Genomic DNA, 17,098 nt, shown 5'->3' with positions numbered 1-17,098 from the left:
AGTCCTCCTAAATTGTTTTGATTTCTACAATCTGCATAGTCTTATTGACCGGCTCCATGTAGACAATCTGCTTTTCTGTAAATTCTTCGCTTGTACTGCTGTCAACTTTGACTACAGAAACATAAACGTAAAATCCCGCTCCACCGGCACGGATATCTCCAATAGCCAGCTTATTGATTCCGTATGAAACATCTTCGCTTTCGTTCAGCTCCTGTATCTCAGAATAAAGTGCAGAAGTCTCATCTACAAAATCCAAAACGTCTTCGTTCTTTCCATTTATTTTGTCTACCCAAGCGGAGTAGAACTGGACTACTGTGCCTATGATTTCACCTCCATAGGTTACAGAATTTCCTTCATCATCTGTGTACCATGGCTTATCGGCAAAGGTATACGCATTGCTGAAGCCCTCAAAACCATAGTCGTTCCCATCTTCAAACAACAAATTCTGGTCCTCTTCGCAAACTGCAATATTAGTCCCCAGCCCTTTCTTCGCTTCGATAAGCTGTGCAATTTCACTAGCCGTTGGTACCGGTTCTTGCGGCGGCTCCTCTTCCTGGGTTTCTCCCGCAAAAATACCAAGAATCTGGTGATAGCCGTTGTCAATCATCTTGCCAGCTGCCGAGTCCGGTGCAAAATGCAGAACTCCTATCGCTATCAAATCCAGTACGATAAAAATGCAAAGGAAAATTCCAATTACTTTTAGGACCTTTCCTTTCTTTTTTGGCGCTTCCGCAGCAGCATCATCGTCGTCATCAGCGCCAAAGACATCGTAAAAAGTAAGCCTTGATCGGTCTTCTTCTGCTTTCTTTTCCGCAGTCCTGCTGGGGGGAAGCTGCGATGCAGCGTCACCTTCTTCCTGCGCAAGTTCTTCCAGGGTCGGCACTTCATCGGTGTGAAATGTCTCTGCCTCTGCAAAGCCCGTCTCAACCTCCGGCTGCGGTACTACCTGCGGCTGATCAAGTTCAAGATATCCTTCCGGCGTGCTCGCCAGCTCAACTCCAATGTAGGAATCCTCCTGAGACTGATCCTCTATAGGGAAGACTTCCGTTCCCTCCTGCTCAGTCTCGGCTTCCGGTTCCACAGAATCGCTCTCCCACCACAATTCCTCTTTTGATTCTTCTATTTTTTCGGTAACTGCTTCGGTAAACGCTTTGTCGCCAGGCAGTGTCCAGTCAAATTCCTCATGTCTGCTTTCTTGGGTAGTTTTCGACTGCTCTTCACGTGCCGTCTCTGCCTCCTGCTCTGCGATAAAGCTGGGAACAAAATCCTGCCCACTCTGAATCCGCTCATATTCCTGATCTAAAAGCGCCTGAAAAGCTGCATTCTTTTGATTGAAAGTATAGAACTTATCTATTCCGTCTGCCTTGCCCGCGCCTCTGTCCATTACACGGGTCGGCTCCTGTGCTTCAAAGGTGCCCATCTCCGCAAACAGCCGCTCCGGTTCAACGGCTTCATCACCTGTGGTTTTGACAGATTCCGGCTCTGCTGTTTCTTCAGACTCTTTTTCCGGCGCTTCTGCCGCTTCCTCTGCTGCTTCCGCCCGCTGCTGACTCTGCGCAAGTTCTCTAGCAAAAAGATTGCGCTGTTTTTCTTCTAATACTGAATCCCAGTTGAAGTCGATATCCTCGGTCTTTTTATTGTCTGTCGGGTACCCATCCAGATCCCAGTCAAAGCGTTCTGGTGCAACACTTCTCCTGATCATCACTTCTTCTGTTTTCGCTGCCTGTGCATCGGTCTGCTTAAAGGCAGGCACGAACGCATCTTCGCCTTCTTCGACTCTGGTGCCGCACTTGCTGCAGAACTTGTCGTCAGTGCCCAGCAGTTTTCCACATTCTTTACAATACATCGCTGCCTCCTACCAAACTCTATTCTTTATTCTTTGATTTGTTCTTCTAATTCTTCTATGGTGTACGTTTTTCCTTTTTTTGAAACACAGCAATCTCTACTAAAATACTTCTTAGGTGCCTGTTGCTCGTCCAAAGTTGCAGCCGTCTCAGCCATCTCTGCTGCTTCCGCTGCCCTGGTCAAAATCTGCTCTGTCGAAGGTGCTTTCTCTGTCAGAGAAATTGCCTCGCAGGTGCCTTTGTCTGCTGTTCTGTTATCTATGTATATGACTTCGGATTTCTTTTCTTTCAGACTGCTGACCGCCGCGCTGATCTCGCTGACCGTATCATTGAGTTCGGAAAGCAGCTGTCGTTTCTTCTTTGCATGCAGCGTCGCCCGCATCAGCAGCACTGCGGCAAGCACGGCCAAACCCAGCACCATCAAAATCTCGATTGTCACTTGATGATTCATCATAAAATTCCCGAATTTTCCGATTGCATTCATCGCTTCTCCTCCTGATAGACTTCATAATATTATACACTAAAATTCCAGCGATAGCAAACGATATAGGCGATTTTTTCAACTTTTTCCCCACAAAACCATACAAAAAGAGCCGGATTCACAGGCTCTTTCATTTGAGAGATGATCAATCCGACTCTTTCCGCTTGCACAGAATTAATATTCGTTCTTTTCTGCGTTGTTTCTCTGATCAGAATTCTTCTGGTTCTTCTGGTTATTCTTGTTGTTCTGCTTGTTGTTTTTCTGGTTATTCTTTTCCATGGTTTTCACCCTCCTTTTATTTGTCAGGCTTAGTGTGTGCACCCATAAAAAAATTATAATTGGAAAATCTTGCACTTTGCTGATAAGTGGCGTAAAATGAGGAGTAATCTTTTTAGAAAGGGCAACTGCTATGCTGGCGAATTTACTTTTTTGTCTCAACGCGACTATTCCTCTGTTTCTACTGCTGGTGCTGGGCATGGTTTTTACAAAATTTAAGATATTCGATGAAGTATTTGTTGCAAAGCTGAACAGCTTCGTCTTTCAAATTGCTTTGCCGGTGCTGGTCTTCTATGATTTATGCAGGGAAGATTTTTACAGCCTGTGGGACGGCAGGTTTGTGCTTTTTTGCTTTATCGCAACAGCTCTCTCCATCGCGTTGACCGCCGCAATTGCCTTTCTTCTGCCAGACAAATCCACGCGCGGCGAATTCATTCAAGCCGCCTATCGCAGCAGTGCGGCGATTCTCGGCATCGCACTCATTCAAAATCTGTACGGAAGCAGCGGCATGGCTCCGCTGATGATCATCGGCTCAGTTCCCCTTTACAATATCATGGCAGTGGTGGTTTTGTCTTTCTTCCAACCAGCTCACGGTACACTAGACAAAAAACGGCTGGCATCCGCCGGAATCGGCATTCTGAAAAATCCCATCCTTTGGGGCGTGCTGCTAGGTTTATTCTGGGCACTTTTAAATCTACCGATGCCACAAATTTTAGACAGAACACTGGAAAATATTGGTCGTCTTGCTACGCCACTGGGATTACTTTCCATGGGCGCCACCTTTGACATAAAAAAAGCGCTGAAAAGCGCTAAATCTGCGGGTCTCGCCGCATTTATCAAATTAATCGGACTAGGTCTTATCTTCGTGCCCATTGCCGTCTTCATGGGATTTACGGGGAATAAACTGGTTTCCATCCTCATCATGTGCTGCTCGTCCACCACTGTCAGCAGCTACATCATGGCAAAAAACATGGGTCACGAAGGTACCTTAACCAGCAGCACCATTATGCTGACTACTTTTTTCCTTGCATTTACCCTGACAGGCTGGCTTTTCGTTCTGAAAACTTTAGGTCTGTTATAAAAGCTGCGCTGACACCTCATCTCTTAGGGGAATCGACGGCGCTGCGCCCTCTCTGCCCACGGCAATAGAAGCCGCCTTTGATGCAAGGTCGAGGCTTTCTGAAACCCCTTTGCCCTCCATCATTGCCGCAATAAAATATCCCGTAAAAGTATCTCCTGCTGCAGTCGTATCCACCACTTCCACCGGATAAACAGACTGTCTGCACTCTGTGCTTTCATCGCGATAGCATGCTCCATCTCCGCCCAAGGTCAAAACCACCTCCGCCTGTGGATACAGCCGCGCCAGTTCCTGCAAAATTGCCGCAGGCTCTTTTTTTCCTGTAATCTGTTCTCCCTCCACTTCGTTGAGCAAAAACATGGAAATTTTGCTGAAATCACAAAACTTTAAGTTATCATCGAAAGGCGACGGATTGAGTATGATTTTCATGCCCCGCTCATAGGCTTTGTCAATGATAACATGTAGGAGATTGACTTCGTTTTGTAGCAATAAAACGTCTCCCTCTCCAAAAGATTCCAAAACCTGGTTTATGTAATGCTCGGTCAATAACTGGTTTGCTCCGCCATAGAGTAGAATACAGTTCTGACCGCTTTTGTCCACCTGAATGATGGCATGACCAGTTTTGCCCGGCAGGGTTTTGATATATGAAGTCTCCACACCGGCTTCCTCCAACGCCTGCAAGAGCATAGCCCCATCCTCTCCAATGCACCCTGCATGATAAACCTCTGCCCCTGCTTTTGCAAGAGCGATGGACTGATTTAGACCCTTGCCACCGCAAAAGGTTTCAAGTCTTGTAGACGCCAGAGTTTCACCAGGAGTCACCATGTGTTCTACATGATAAACATAGTCCAGATTTAAAGAGCCAAAATTCAATATTTTCATCTACAAAACTCCTCTACAAACCAGTTTTCAAATTTTTCTGCGTCCACCTCAGTGCAGACGTTGATATTTGCTGCTTTTTCTCCATTGCGCACGGCACGAAAATCAGAAACCGTCGTACCTGCCGCCACCCCTTCTGTGGCAACTTCAATAGACATCATTTCTGTTTTGAAAAACTCCGGGTGCAAAAGATATGCAATGGTGCAGGCGTCGTGAACAATCAGTCCCGTATCAAGGCTACCACCTCTATAATGTTCAAAGAGGGAAAACAACATGTGCCCCGCAGGACCGCTTTTATCAATGCGCTCTGCCGCCGGTCTATGAAGCAGGGCAAGTCTTGTCACATTAAGCCCCAGCATGGTAATAGGCACACCAGATTCAAAAACAATAGCTGCCGCATGGGGATCATTATAAATATTAAATTCAGCCGTAGAATTGGTATTTCCTCCGCTAAGACCTCCGCCCATGGTGACAATTTCGGCAATCTTTGTTTTTACCTCCGGATACAGTCTGAATAAAATGGCGATATTGGTGTGGGTGCCGATTACCACCAGCGTAACCTTTTCCTCGCTTGCCATAATCATCTCGCGCATAGCTTCTACTGCGTGCTTTTCCAACGGTTTTCTCTGTAACGGTGGAAAATCAAAACCGTCCATTCCGGTGAGCCCATGAATTTCCGGACACGGTTCCAGCGTCCGCATTAAAGGCTGCCCGCAGCCCTTGGCAACAGGAATATCCACATCTAAAAACTCGGTCAGTTTCAGGGCGTTGGCAGTAGTTTTCTCGACTTCCACATTAGCGCCTACAGTGCTCAAAAGTCGTACATCTAAACTTGGATTTCTGATGGCAATGACAATTGCTGCTGCATCATCAATGCCCGGATCAGTATCAAAAATAATCGGTCTTGGGTTCATCATAAGGTTCTCCTTTCTGGATTTTAGTTGTATTCCACGTAATTTACGGCAGCAGGTATGGATCGTCAATCTCCAGCATTTCCAAAAGCCGCAGCACAGTTTCTTTGACCTGCGTCCGCGTGTTGAAATAGCCGAAAGAAAACTGCGCCACGCCGTTTTCCACGCCGATTAAAATATCTTTTTCTTTCATATAGTCACGAATTTCCTCCGCCGTGAATCCCTCTGCCGTAATGCAAATAGTCGGCAGTCTATCTCCCGGACCGTAGTCACCGTGGACTTTGACAGAGTTCATAGCTTTAGCAGATTCAAAAAATCTCTTCGCCAGTCTATGCGGCAGCATTGCGATGCCGTAAATGCCCGTTTCCAAAATAAATTCTATTGATTCAGCAAAGGTTTTCAGCGCTCTTTGCTGTGGACCTTCTATTTGGCTCGCCAGCGCCTGCAACGCTGTTTCATCCACTCCGTCTCTAAGACAGATTCCACCGACACCGGAAGCCCCCATAAGCATTTTCTCACTGGTAATGCAGTAAACATCTACGCCTAGATTTTCAAGGTTTACATCGATAGCGCCTGCCGTCAGTCTGCCATCTGAAATGACAAGGACTTTGTGCCCTCTTGCAATAGAAGAAATCTTTTCCAGGTCAGCCACATTCCCCGTCAGGCTGCATCCATGGGCACAAACCACCGCACAGGTATCCTCTTCAATCAAATCTCCTAGAGTGCTATACTGCAGTCTGCCGCAATGGTCTGCCTCCAGTCTGCTGATTCTGCACTCCAAATCGGAAAGCACCTGCAATGTATCCGCCTTCTCAAAAGCGCCGACAATCACATGTCCACCTCTTGGAACAAAGGCGCGCAAAACCGTTTCCATGGCAGCACTTCCGTCGTTTGTCAAATATATATTTTCTGGTCTTTTGCAGTGAAGCAGCTTTGCCGTCAGCTCCTTCGCCCGCTGGTCGCTGACTGGGTCCAAATCCCTCGCCGCCGGTTTGTGAATCGTCTTTTCGATGTTGTTCAAATAAATCATATAGCCTTCCTCTCTGTTCGCGCAGTTTCTATTAGCACTATTATATATGATTTTGCCGCTGTTGTCACGTCCACCGTCGCCTCTGCATCATTTGCTTATTTTTTTCGTAAAATGGTGCAAGAATCATTAAATTATTATTCCCATATAAGCCCTGCGTCTTTTTGATTTTTCCCATCATAGGCGACCCATGTGCGCTCGGAAAGAAGTATTCATATCTGAGATTGCCCGCTTCCCTGCGGATATCATCGACAAATTTCTCCTGTTATTTTACTTTAACTAATAACATCAAATAAAGTCAATATTTATCCACTTCGGGTTCGAGCCCCTGCGATTTGATTGCAGGCAAAGAAAAAACAGACACCAAATGGTATCTGTTTTGTTATTGGTACACCCACAGGGGCTCGAACCCTGGACACCCTGATTCTTCTCTAGCGTCAAACTTTTTCCGCTATTTTTCAACGATGCCAAGGCTTTTATCCTCAAAACTCCAGGAATTGAAAACGATATGTCTTTTTATCCTTTTTCTCTTTCTCTATTAATTTGAAATAACTTTTCTTTTTTTTGCATAACTTAATAGTTAACTATTAGTTACCCTTTTAAGCTATACGACACAATTTTTTCAACCGCCTTTTTACGGCGTAGCGCATCAACATAAATATAGTACTTGCTTGAAATTTCTGTACTACTGTGCCCCATTAACTTTGAGATTTCTTCCAGTGGAACACCCTGCCTACTTAAATTGGTGCCGAAAGTATGTCGAAATGCATGGAATTTGTGGAAAGGTATGCCTTCTTTTTTGCAATGACGCTGCAAAGACCTCCTCACATTTCTCTTGTATAGCATTGTACCATTTTTCGTACTAAATAACAAACCGTTATTCTCGTACTTGAAAATTTTTTTGTGGGCTTCCTGTAACTTTTTATGTTTTTCGATTTCGGAAACCACCTCATCAGCCAGCGGTATCAGTCTATTGCTAGTCTCTGTTTTTACTGGTTCTATATGCAACACTGCCGGGTCTTCTGAATCTACTGCCGAAAATTCATATAACTGTTTATTAATAGACAACATATCCCCCATTATGTCATCATATGTAAGGGCTAATAATTCCGAGAACCTTGCCCCCGTATTTACTGCAAGAACCACTAGAAGCCGAAGCAGATTTCCTTCAAGACTACCAATTAGCGCTTTCAATTCATCATCACTCCAAACCTCAATATCAAAGTCTTCCTTCTTAGTCGCATCTCTTTGGACAACTAAACTTCTGGTTATATCTGTTGCGAAGCTATTAACTTCTGCATATTTATAAAACCGCGAAAGAAAATTATGTAATGCTCTTCGTGAACTATAGCACTCGGTTATAGAATTATACAACTTTTGCACGTCAAGAGCAGATACCTCACTAATCCGTTGTCCCGCAAGATAAGAGTTCTTCAATAGCCGCTCATATGCACTTAAATACTTCTTCTTCGTCGAGTTTGCCAAGTCACTTTTTTTGAAGACAGTTTCTGTCCAGGCATCTATTGCTTGTCCCAGACATGTATACTGAGAATTCATTTTGTTTTCTTCTTTTCTTGCCACGAATGCAACATACTTTTCCTCAGCCTCCCGCTTGCAACTTCCGTAAAAACTACGAACATCATTCACCCACTCATTGTTTGAATTTAACTTCATGCCTACTTTCCGCTGCAACCGATATCTCTTATTCCCATGCCTATCGATAAAATTAGTTTTTTTCATTTTACGCCTCCGCACAGTTAAAATTATTGTCAAAGGCGGTAAAATCTGCTACAATGGAATTGCATTTATGAGTTGTCGCAGACAGCTCGCCTTTGAAGCATCTTGTGCCCTCCTAGCATAAGATGCTTTATTTTTTTCCAATCATATAATCAATCTTCTTTCATTGAAATTCTATTTCATATCCTTACTTTTCATATATAGCAGGATTCGCAAAATAGTCTATTAAAATATCTAAATTAACCTGTATTCTATTACCTACTTTAACGACTGGAATCTTTCCGCTCTTCATTAGCTCTCGAATTTGCCGTTCAGTAATACAAGATTTTGGGTCAACCTGTTTTAATTCTTGATAAGCTTGTGCAGCGGTTCGCATTCGTACCAACTTAATCCCTCCTCTTTTACTTGCTTCTCCACATCAACTGTGATATAATAATATTGAAATTTCGTATTACAACTTCGTATTACGATTAGATATTATAATATTTTTAAAAAAATGTCAATACTTTGGAGGTATATTATGGCAACCGATGAGAAAAAGCGCCGAAAGATATCCATTGATTTCGATAATGACACAGAAATACTGCTAGATTCACATAAGCGTGGACTTAATGGTGCAAGCTATTCCACAATGATTAATGACCTTGTCAGGTCAATGTATGGCTTAAGACCACAAGTCAAAAAGGCTCTCAGCGATGCAGTAGAAAGTCTATTTGAAAAAACACTTCAAGAACGCCCTGATTTTGGTTCTATGTATGAGGGTGAACGAAATGCGGTATTACTTCAATGCGATAATATATATCAGCTCCTAAATGATGGAATATCATTAAATAATGCCGATACGCCAAATATCCACATGATAAAAGTAGACTTGCAAAACGCTTATGCTTTATTGCCCAGTGATTGGATACGAATAGAATGGGATAATGAAAAGAATTCAAATTTCGTGGGAGTAATTGAGACGAAAAACAGTGCAAAATTTGGCGGAATTCCTCACTTTTACTTCACTTCAAAAAAAGAGATTTATCATTTGTCAGAGACAGAAGAAAATGCAATACTGGAGAGGTGTATAACAGAATATCCACTCTTCCGAGAAATTCTCGCCAAGCGTGTACCATTAATTAAGGAAAATGGTAAAATCAAAAATTTCAAAGAATACGATGCAGCTCCACTTCCGGGTTTTTTCTCAATTCCCGAAGACGGTACACAATCAACATTCCCTTTTGGAGCTAAAATCGTAAGACAGTATGATGAATAATCAGGAGGTTATCTATGTTCGATAGGTTTTTCACATTGCAAATAAAAGGCGAACCAAAACCATATTTTTCAGCTACAAAGAAAAAGGCTCGGATTGAAGTGCCTAATTCTACATATCAAGTAATCACCCAGCTTTTGATTGACGAGAAAGAGTTAAATCCGAAAAAAATTCCTGCCGATACTCTCCTCGAAGCGTTCCAGGCAAAATTCTTCTCCCCATACCCACAGAACAACATTTTTGTTGAAACTCTATACTGCGACGGTCTTAGTGAGGCTCTAACTACAATATTCAAGTACGTTTCAAGCACATTTCACATGTCAATCCAAGAGAATTCTTTCAGAGCTGGTAAACCATTTGTGAAGTTTGCGGAGGACTTTTCGAAAAAAAGTAACAAAAATCTTTCCGAGAGTCCTCAAAAGTACAAAATCTTGAAGAATTTAGATTCACTAATTTCTGCCATTGAAAATAGGGCAGAAATATATTCGCACACATATGGCGAAGATTCAGACGAATTGTTAAAATTAAAAACTGAGCTATTAACACTTCTTGAAAACGCCGTATCTTGTCCTGATAAACTGAAAATCTCTTCAATTTACAAGCCCATTCTTGATAACTGGGAAACTTGGATTGAATCTAAAATCAACTATTACAGTTTGCTTTTATTCTGTGCTGCTTCCGAGAAAGAAAAGGGGAATGCTGCAGAACGGGCAAAGCTGCGCAACCTCATTAACACTACAAAAATCCCTCAATTATAACAAAAAAGAACCTTGGTTTTCAGTCAGCAAAATCAGGGTTCTTATTTTATCTCCTGCTCCAATTCATCAAATTCAGTACTCTGAAAAAACTCTCCCAGAGAAATATCAAGTCCGTCACACAATTTCTTTATGGTTATAATTGATACATCTCTACGGCTGCTATCCATCAAACTATATACCGTCGATGGCGTAACCCCTGAACGATTAGCCAATTCATTTAGCTTAATATTCTGTTCTTTACATAAGTTCAAGAATCTTTCAACAACTGCATCTTTTACGCCCATAGCTTTCACCTCAACATTATTGTATAGTCGGTATCGCTACTGCGTGTACGCACTTGCGTAATTACAAAAAATATTATATAATCTCTATGATTAGTTTAACACTAGTCCATGATTCTATACAGCAAACACATATCACAGAGTAAAAAGCAGAGGTATCCATCACATGTTCGGACAACAATTACGAACAATACGGCAACAGAAAGAACTGACTCAAGTGCAGCTTTCTGCACTAGCGCATATAGACCAATCTGATCTGTCAAAAATCGAGAGAGATCAAAGAGGCATATCACTAAAAGCAGCAATCGCCATAGCCGAAGCTTTAGAAATAAGCTTAGATTACATTGCCGGTCGCACAAAAAACCCTGAAATAAACAAATAAAAAGCAAGCGGCATCTTCGTCAACTACCGCTTGCTTTCTACACTTACTTAAAATAATAATTTTTTCTTAACATCATGTACCCACCCGGATAAAGTAGAATCAATTTATTTCGTAATCGTCCCAGCTCCTCCGGTTCATAAGCAAATTCTTTAATCTCTGTATGTATTACCTTTCCACCTTTATCACCCTCTTGGAAACTTCTGCGTGTACTTTTTTTGTGACCTATGGATTTTGCCCAAAACTCTGCCGTTTCATAATCATTTGCACCAAGGATAACTTTATAGGCATAATTGCCAAGCATTGCTTTCGTTTCAGCCTCACCATATATCATTATCCAATCATTCAACGATTGGGTTGCCGTTATAATTCTAATTCTGCGCTTTCGTAATTTCCGCAGCGCAGCCGTTAATTCCAGTTTTCCGAAGCTTGCAGCTTCATCAATACAAAGTAAAATGCTTTGCTTCATTTCATCAGAACGCACCGAAAAGTATTCCAGCACCTGCGCAACAACTAAATGCACTAAAGGCGCATACACATCTAATTTTGCATCACTCACAACAAAGAACACATTGTAAATCTCAATTTTCCCAGGATCAAAACTTGCTTCGCCACGCTTTGGTCTGCGAATTGAGTTCATAACATATTCATTCGTTGCAAAAAGCTTTATAGCCAAATCTGCAGCCTGTTTACACCCACTGGTATTTTCCGATAAAGCTCCCGAAAAACTATTGATATACTGAATCGCCAGTTCATTTCCGGACTGGTCAATCTCATGGAATAATTGCTGATAACTGGACGTCATCACCCATTTGCATATTTCAATGAAATCTTTCCCTTGTCCATATCCTGCAAGTAATGCTGCCGTTAGAATTTTTCGCCCCTCTTGATTGTAAAACTTTGCACTGGCACTGCTTTCCCTGGGCGGCAGCTCCGGCATCAATAAATATGCAAGCTTTTCTATTGCCTCATACTTGTCAGCGTCCTGCTCCATTATATCAATCGCATAAAACACATTATATGGCGTTGAATTTAAGTTTTCCGGCTGATAAATAAGCTTTTTAGCCTGGTGGACATTTTTCTCAATATCGCCTGCGATATCAATCGAAAAGCTGGTTCCCCGCCAATTCCGCAAGGTAGGAATAAGCAAGCCACTTGTTTTACCACTACCACTAGGTCCAAGTATGCAAATATGTCCCTCCCTCGCTTCTAGCGAGGATATGTACATCTGTCCAAATTTCTTTCCAAAGATAATACCGCTAGAATGTTCTTTTGAAAATGCCCAATCTATTCCATCTTTATGAAGCCTATATATCTTAGAAAATAGTGTTATGGCTAATATCCATGAAAAAATCAGTGTTCCAGCCGCAACCAATTTCCAAACAAAGCTTTCTAAAGTGTCTACAACCGAAAAATACACATCTACCACCTCCCATAATTCTTCTGCATGTTCTTTGCCCCGTGCTTATGCTCATGCCATCGGTCATGGTTCTTGTATTCTTCCCGTTTCAACTCTTTTACAGATAATGCCCTGCCGTTCGAATCAAATTTAGTGTTTCCATTTTGCACTCTTGCTGGGATTCCTTTTTCATCAAACCACTTCTGCATATCGCCATGTAAGGTTTTCAAATCTCTCCTGCATATTTTCTCTTTAGCACAAAATCGTAGCTCCCCGTTAGCGTTTTCTGTAACAGGCAGAAACGCAAAATGCATATGCGGAGTTGATTCGTCCATATGCACATACGCACTAATTACAGACTCTTCCCCCAATATTCCGCCATATCGAGCCACACAGAAATAATATGCTTCTTGAAAAAAGGGTTCCCGATATTCCTCCGGCAAGTCTACCGGCTGCGAAATAATTAAGTCAGCCATAACTATCAGGTCTTTTCTTTTCGCATGAGCGATTTCCGATAACTTTCCCTGTATATAGTCCGTTTGGCTTTCTCGTTCGGGAGCTAAATTATAATTCTCGCAGCTTTTCGACATATCCACATCGCTGTTCCCATAGCTTTGAATATTCGAATTGCGCTCATAATGTTTGCAAAGATGCACAGCTTCTGCCATAGAACATTTACGCATATGTGCCATTTGCTCCGCCTCCCTCCCGAGAAAGTGTAGCATGATATACTTTGTTCCAAAGTACCAGTCGCTGCGCGCCTTTATCATGCCAACGGGGGTTCTCAGGCTTCTGACAAAGCCTTTCACACCCCTTTGGAATCCCCCTTGATTTTCCTAACGGAAAATCCCGAGGGGTCTGCCTCGACCCCTCCGTTTTTGCTGTCTTCGCCAAACGGCGAAACAGCTGCAAACTACCCCCGCCCATAGAAGTCATGTTGCACCTCCGCCGTATAATATGCGTCAATTGTGTCAGGGGCGTTTAACAAGGACTGCTGCAAGTATGACTTAATGTTTTTTATTTTATCTGTATGCTGCTTAAAGCAATCCACCACATACTCGATATGCATCCACCTCACTTTTTCCAGTTTTCTAGAAATCAAATCCGATGGATACTCCACTTTCCCAATCCGAATCATTTCCTGGCAGGCACTTAAACATTTCAACTCGGTCATAATATCGACGAGGTTGTCAATTAAAGCCATATCATATACTTCAACAGCCTTAGTATAGTCTATCTGCTCTTTAATCAGATCCGTTGCGACCTCTACGGATAGATTATGTTTTTGATAATTATTCTTTTTAGTAATTCTTGATGATTTAGTATTTCTTTGTGAAGGATCCTCCGCTTTCGATTTTACCGTTGACGGGTTTTCCGTACACGGTGACAATTCTGGTTTTTCAATGCCTTCACGCTTTTCCTCTTGCTCAGCTATATCTCTCGGATGCTCATATACAACATAGTCGATTTTGTCAAAATTGCCTTTTTCCGTTCTCTGCTGAACTCTCATCAAGTACCCCAGGGTTTGAAGTTCTTCCAGCGCAGCACGAATACAGTCTCGCCCCTCTTTCAGAACTACTTCTAAACCTCGAACGGTAAAATTCCACTCATCGCTGCATGATAGCATATAAGACAGCAAGCCTTTTGCCTTGAGTGACATTCTTTTATCCCTCAAATGATAATTGGACATCACAGTATAATTACGATTTTTTTCAACACGAATAACACCCATATTCTCCTCCTACGAACTGGATGAAAGAGAAAAATTGTAGCAGATTGCCGCCCTCGTTAAACCTAAATAGTTAACCAATAGTTAACCGTCTCAGATTCTTACTTTTTTAAGATAAAAGAAAAACCTTGAAACTTTGAAGTTTCAAGGTTTGATTGGTACACCCACAGGGGCTCGAACCCTGGACACCCTGATTAAGAGTCAGGTGCTCTACCAGCTGAGCTATGGATGCACATTATTCAGTTCAGTGCTCATTGGCACATTTGATATAATAACACTTTTACAATAGCTTGTCAATGACTTTTTTCTTTTTTCTCAGGCTGCCGTAGTTTTCCCCTAGTGCATATATTCACCAAAAGCTCCAAATATATGCACATGCACGTGCATATATTTGTAAAAACCATTTAAAATATGCAGATTCATAGTCAATATACGGTCAACTTTCCGGCGGTCCACCTATAAATCTGCATATATTTCTTACTTTCTTCAAAAATATGCACAACCTGTCGGAAAAAACTGCATATTTTCGAGAAAAACACAGATTCTATGCACAGCAAGCCCCGGCACGTCCAGCCAACGCCCGTCCGGACAGCCCACGAGTTCGCCCCCCAAAAGCTGCAGCAGTTGCAGCAGCTACAGCAGTTCCAGCAGCTCAGAAAATTCTAAATCTCCTTCCGGGCACTTATGCTCTTCGGGATGTTCCTCTGCCATTTTGCGATATTTCACCATCATTTCAGCAAAAATCTCCGCTGAAGTCGGCGGCGTATAGCTGATTGTATTTGCCCCTGCCTGAATGGTTTCCAGAATCGTTTCATCCGTCGGTCCGCCTGTTGCGATAATCGGCACCTTCGGAAAATCCTTGCGAATGTGGCGCACCAGCTGCGGCGTCTTCGCTGCAGCAGATACGTTGAGAATATCCACTCCTGCTCTTAGTCTAGCATCAATATCGGTTGAATCACTGACTACCGTTGCTACAATTGGAATATCAATTACTTTTTTTATCATTGCTACATTATCATTAGTCATAGGTGCATTGACAACTACGCCATATGCCCCCTGCGCTTCAGCGTCCTTTGCCATAATAGCAGCACGAAAGCCCTGGGTTGTGCCCCCGCCGATTCCTGCAAGAACCGGCACCGATGATGCATTGATAATTGCATCAGAAATAATCTGCTGCGGCGTAAAAGGATAAACGGCAAGAATCGCGTCCGCATTACAGTTTCTGATAATAGCTATGTCTGTAGAAAACAGAACCGATTTGAGTCTTCTCCCCATGATTACAATGCCCTTGGCCTGCCAGATGACTTCCGGTATCTGTAAATATTTTGCTCTAAGCGTTCCACTAATTCTAGGTATTTCTTTTTCTCCCATGCTGAACCTCCTCCTTGAATGATACGTCAATTATACACCAGCAGGACGTCAATGTTCAATTATTTTTTCTTCATATTTTTTCCTAACTGTGTTATACTGGTGATACTTGCGATAAAATATAGAAAGGAGATTTTTTACTATGGTTTACAGATACAAAACCCAAGGCACCTGCGCCGGTTATATCGATGTGGAGGTCGAAAACGGAGTTCTGAAACAGGCTGTTTTTCACGGCGGCTGTAACGGTAATCTACAGGGAATCAGCAAGCTGGTTTCCGGCATGTCCGTCGACCAACTGAAAGAAACACTTTCTGGCATTCGCTGTGGATTTAAAGCAACGTCCTGTCCTGACCAGCTGGTAAAAGCAGTGGAAGCCGCTATTGCCCAGGAGGAAGCCAACTAAATATGACCGATTTTATGTGCAAACGTTTCGTGAAAAATCACGAAAATACGAAAGAGCCGCAAGTTCGAGAAGGGTATGGCAAGCTTGCCAGCGTAGTCGGCATTATTTCCAATGCCATCCTCTGCATTGCAAAAATTCTGGTAGGGCTGATTTCCGGAAGTATCGCCATCATCGCAGACGGTATCAACAATCTGGCAGATGCCTCTTCCTCCGTCATCACTTTGGCGGGGTTCAAACTCTCTGCTTTGCCCGAGGATGATGAACATCCTTACGGGCACGCCCGAATCGAATACATCACCGGCATGATTGTGTCGGTTCTCATCGTTGTAGTCGGTGTGGAACTGATTAAATCCTCCATAGACAAAATTCTGCACCCGGAGCCGCTGGAGTTCAGCTGGTCTATGGTCATCGTGCTGCTCCTTGCAATTCTTTTGAAGGTCTGGCAGGCAATGTTCAACATCAAAATCGGTAAGAAAATCAATTCTGTCGCTTTAACTGCTACCGGAACAGACAGCCGCAACGATGTAATTTCGACCACTGCAGTGCTTTTCAGCATCATCATCGGCAAGATGGCAAATATCCAAATTGATGGATACATGGGCGTCCTTGTGGCGTTGTTCATCATCTGGTCCGGTATTGGACTCATAAAAGAAACATCCAGCCCACTCTTAGGGGAAGCCCCTGACCCGGATTTGGTTGCCGCTATCAGCGAAATGGCTTCAGACTTTGACGGCGTGCTGGGCATTCACGATTTGGTCGTTCACAATTACGGTCCCGGTAAAGTTTTTGCTTCCATCCATATTGAGGTGGACGCAAACGGCGATTTGATGGAAAGCCATGACATGGTGGACAATATCGAGCGGCAGCTATCTAAAAAGCTTCACATCGTACTTACTGCTCACATGGATCCAATCAAAGTCGATGATCCGATAGTAGCCTTAATGAACGAAGTAACAACAAAAGTAACAGACAGCCTGGACGGCATATCCAACGTCCACGACCTGCGTGTAGTTCCTGGACCGACTCACACCAACATCATCTTTGATATCGTTGTAAATCCAAGCTGCAAGCTTTCCAACAAAGAAATACACCAGGCATTTACAGATGCGATCAAAGCCATCGACGAAAACTATTTTGTCGTCATCAACTTTGATAAGAACTATGTAAATCAACCAAATTAATATTCAAAAGTATCTAAATGTGCCATTTCTCAATCTCACGACTGTAAAATGGCACATTTCTTCCATATCTTCTAGCAACTTGAACGCTATCTATAACCTTCCATGACTAAAA

General features: G+C 42.8%; 18 protein-coding genes and 1 tRNA gene. 6 read left to right on the top strand and 13 right to left on the bottom strand.

Annotated features, from left to right (window positions below; translation table 11 throughout):
* Positions 1 to 7 precede the first annotated feature (7 nt).
* Positions 8 to 1,846, bottom strand: a complete 1,839-nt coding sequence (locus tag V1225_RS03705) for a zinc ribbon domain-containing protein (protein WP_160202535.1) — start codon at positions 1,844 to 1,846, stop codon at positions 8 to 10.
* A gap of 26 nt (positions 1,847 to 1,872) precedes the next feature.
* The gene (locus V1225_RS03700) at positions 1,873 to 2,328 is read right to left on the bottom strand and encodes a hypothetical protein (RefSeq protein WP_160202534.1); all 456 of its coding nucleotides are present in this window, start codon (positions 2,326 to 2,328) and stop codon (positions 1,873 to 1,875) included.
* A 406-nt stretch (positions 2,329 to 2,734) separates the two neighbouring features.
* On the opposite strand from V1225_RS03700, the gene V1225_RS03695 reads away from it, so the two are divergent.
* Positions 2,735 to 3,682: an AEC family transporter gene (locus V1225_RS03695; RefSeq protein ID WP_338547598.1), complete on the top strand. Its 948-nt coding sequence runs from the start codon at positions 2,735 to 2,737 to the stop codon at positions 3,680 to 3,682.
* On the opposite strand, the gene V1225_RS03690 is transcribed toward V1225_RS03695, so the two are convergent.
* The 5 genes from V1225_RS03690 to V1225_RS03670 all read right to left on the bottom strand — a co-directional run bounded on the left by V1225_RS03690 (position 3,677) and on the right by V1225_RS03670 (position 8,618).
* Entirely contained in the window at positions 3,677 to 4,561 is an 885-nt protein-coding gene (locus V1225_RS03690) for a ribokinase (protein WP_338547597.1), read from the bottom strand. The genes V1225_RS03695 and V1225_RS03690 overlap by 6 nt on opposite strands.
* Complete coding sequence (rihC, locus tag V1225_RS03685; RefSeq protein WP_201759590.1) at positions 4,558 to 5,475, bottom strand: ribonucleoside hydrolase RihC; 918 nt, start codon at positions 5,473 to 5,475, stop codon at positions 4,558 to 4,560. Before rihC ends, V1225_RS03690 begins: the two co-directional genes overlap by 4 nt.
* A 40-nt stretch (positions 5,476 to 5,515) precedes the next feature.
* Positions 5,516 to 6,499, bottom strand: coding sequence for an aminotransferase class V-fold PLP-dependent enzyme (locus V1225_RS03680; protein WP_338547596.1), 984 nt, complete (start codon positions 6,497 to 6,499; stop codon positions 5,516 to 5,518).
* A 588-nt stretch (positions 6,500 to 7,087) separates the two neighbouring features.
* Positions 7,088 to 8,236 (bottom strand): site-specific integrase, encoded by a 1,149-nt coding sequence (locus V1225_RS03675; RefSeq protein ID WP_160202528.1) that lies wholly within the window; start codon positions 8,234 to 8,236, stop codon positions 7,088 to 7,090.
* A gap of 184 nt (positions 8,237 to 8,420) precedes the next feature.
* Positions 8,421 to 8,618, bottom strand: coding sequence for a helix-turn-helix domain-containing protein (locus V1225_RS03670; RefSeq protein ID WP_160202527.1), 198 nt, complete (start codon positions 8,616 to 8,618; stop codon positions 8,421 to 8,423).
* 135 nt (positions 8,619 to 8,753) lie between these two features.
* On the opposite strand from V1225_RS03670, the gene V1225_RS03665 reads away from it, so the two are divergent.
* Together V1225_RS03665 and V1225_RS03660 are read left to right on the top strand one after the other, a co-directional pair.
* Entirely contained in the window at positions 8,754 to 9,491 is a 738-nt protein-coding gene (locus tag V1225_RS03665; protein WP_338547595.1) for a hypothetical protein, read from the top strand.
* Between the two features lie 14 nt (positions 9,492 to 9,505).
* A complete protein-coding gene (locus tag V1225_RS03660) occupies positions 9,506 to 10,246 on the top strand; it encodes a hypothetical protein (RefSeq protein WP_338547594.1) in 741 nt (246 codons plus the stop codon).
* A gap of 41 nt (positions 10,247 to 10,287) precedes the next feature.
* On the opposite strand, the gene V1225_RS03655 is transcribed toward V1225_RS03660, so the two are convergent.
* A complete protein-coding gene (locus V1225_RS03655; protein ID WP_160202524.1) occupies positions 10,288 to 10,530 on the bottom strand; it encodes a helix-turn-helix transcriptional regulator in 243 nt (80 codons plus the stop codon).
* Positions 10,531 to 10,693: 163 nt separating this feature from the next.
* Between V1225_RS03655 and V1225_RS03650 the strand changes: the two genes are divergently transcribed.
* The gene (locus V1225_RS03650) at positions 10,694 to 10,909 is read left to right on the top strand and encodes a helix-turn-helix transcriptional regulator (protein ID WP_160202523.1); all 216 of its coding nucleotides are present in this window, start codon (positions 10,694 to 10,696) and stop codon (positions 10,907 to 10,909) included.
* 43 nt (positions 10,910 to 10,952) lie between these two features.
* Here the strand turns inward: V1225_RS03650 and V1225_RS03645 are convergent, their stop codons facing one another.
* The 5 genes from V1225_RS03645 to V1225_RS03625 form a co-directional block, all read right to left on the bottom strand.
* The gene (locus V1225_RS03645) at positions 10,953 to 12,326 is read right to left on the bottom strand and encodes a type IV secretory system conjugative DNA transfer family protein (protein WP_338547593.1); all 1,374 of its coding nucleotides are present in this window, start codon (positions 12,324 to 12,326) and stop codon (positions 10,953 to 10,955) included.
* 2 nt (positions 12,327 to 12,328) lie between these two features.
* Positions 12,329 to 12,997, bottom strand: a complete 669-nt coding sequence (locus V1225_RS03640; protein ID WP_338547592.1) for a plasmid recombination protein — start codon at positions 12,995 to 12,997, stop codon at positions 12,329 to 12,331.
* 221 nt (positions 12,998 to 13,218) lie between these two features.
* Entirely contained in the window at positions 13,219 to 14,037 is an 819-nt protein-coding gene (locus tag V1225_RS03635) for a DUF6017 domain-containing protein (protein WP_338547591.1), read from the bottom strand.
* Positions 14,038 to 14,190: 153 nt separating this feature from the next.
* A tRNA-Lys gene (locus tag V1225_RS03630) sits at positions 14,191 to 14,266 on the bottom strand.
* Positions 14,267 to 14,667: 401 nt separating this feature from the next.
* Positions 14,668 to 15,405 (bottom strand): hydrolase, encoded by a 738-nt coding sequence (locus V1225_RS03625; protein WP_243151081.1) that lies wholly within the window; start codon positions 15,403 to 15,405, stop codon positions 14,668 to 14,670.
* A gap of 139 nt (positions 15,406 to 15,544) precedes the next feature.
* Here V1225_RS03625 and V1225_RS03620 point away from each other — a divergent pair, with 139 nt between their 5' ends.
* Together V1225_RS03620 and V1225_RS03615 are read left to right on the top strand one after the other, a co-directional pair.
* On the top strand, positions 15,545 to 15,805 hold the full coding sequence (locus tag V1225_RS03620) for a TIGR03905 family TSCPD domain-containing protein (protein ID WP_161908556.1): 261 nt from the start codon (positions 15,545 to 15,547) through the stop codon (positions 15,803 to 15,805).
* Between the two features lie 2 nt (positions 15,806 to 15,807).
* On the top strand, positions 15,808 to 16,986 hold the full coding sequence (locus tag V1225_RS03615; RefSeq protein WP_338547590.1) for a cation diffusion facilitator family transporter: 1,179 nt from the start codon (positions 15,808 to 15,810) through the stop codon (positions 16,984 to 16,986).
* Positions 16,987 to 17,098 lie beyond the last annotated feature (112 nt).

The organism is Emergencia sp. JLR.KK010 (assembly GCF_037018265.1).
In the GTDB taxonomy this organism is placed as follows: domain Bacteria; phylum Bacillota; class Clostridia; order Peptostreptococcales; family Anaerovoracaceae; genus Senimuribacter; species Senimuribacter intestinalis.
This window is presented reverse-complemented; position numbering and strand designations above follow the sequence as displayed.

Bases quoted from the DNA above. Each gene is read 5' to 3' on its own strand.
- V1225_RS03705 (WP_160202535.1), bottom strand. From the start codon at position 1,846: ATGTATTGTAAAGAATGTGGAAAACTGCTGGGCACTGACGACAAGTTC.
- V1225_RS03700 (WP_160202534.1), bottom strand. From the start codon at position 2,328: ATGAATGCAATCGGAAAATTCGGGAATTTTATGATGAATCATCAAGTG.
- V1225_RS03695 (WP_338547598.1), top strand. From the start codon at position 2,735: ATGCTGGCGAATTTACTTTTTTGTCTCAACGCGACTATTCCTCTGTTT.
- V1225_RS03690 (WP_338547597.1), bottom strand. From the start codon at position 4,561: ATGAAAATATTGAATTTTGGCTCTTTAAATCTGGACTATGTTTATCAT.
- rihC (WP_201759590.1), bottom strand. From the start codon at position 5,475: ATGATGAACCCAAGACCGATTATTTTTGATACTGATCCGGGCATTGAT.
- V1225_RS03680 (WP_338547596.1), bottom strand. From the start codon at position 6,499: ATGATTTATTTGAACAACATCGAAAAGACGATTCACAAACCGGCGGCG.
- V1225_RS03675 (WP_160202528.1), bottom strand. From the start codon at position 8,236: ATGAAAAAAACTAATTTTATCGATAGGCATGGGAATAAGAGATATCGG.
- V1225_RS03665 (WP_338547595.1), top strand. From the start codon at position 8,754: ATGGCAACCGATGAGAAAAAGCGCCGAAAGATATCCATTGATTTCGAT.
- V1225_RS03660 (WP_338547594.1), top strand. From the start codon at position 9,506: ATGTTCGATAGGTTTTTCACATTGCAAATAAAAGGCGAACCAAAACCA.
- V1225_RS03655 (WP_160202524.1), bottom strand. From the start codon at position 10,530: ATGGGCGTAAAAGATGCAGTTGTTGAAAGATTCTTGAACTTATGTAAA.
- V1225_RS03650 (WP_160202523.1), top strand. From the start codon at position 10,694: ATGTTCGGACAACAATTACGAACAATACGGCAACAGAAAGAACTGACT.
- V1225_RS03640 (WP_338547592.1), bottom strand. From the start codon at position 12,997: ATGGCACATATGCGTAAATGTTCTATGGCAGAAGCTGTGCATCTTTGC.
- V1225_RS03635 (WP_338547591.1), bottom strand. From the start codon at position 14,037: ATGGGTGTTATTCGTGTTGAAAAAAATCGTAATTATACTGTGATGTCC.
- V1225_RS03625 (WP_243151081.1), bottom strand. From the start codon at position 15,405: ATGGGAGAAAAAGAAATACCTAGAATTAGTGGAACGCTTAGAGCAAAA.
- V1225_RS03620 (WP_161908556.1), top strand. From the start codon at position 15,545: ATGGTTTACAGATACAAAACCCAAGGCACCTGCGCCGGTTATATCGAT.
- V1225_RS03615 (WP_338547590.1), top strand. From the start codon at position 15,808: ATGACCGATTTTATGTGCAAACGTTTCGTGAAAAATCACGAAAATACG.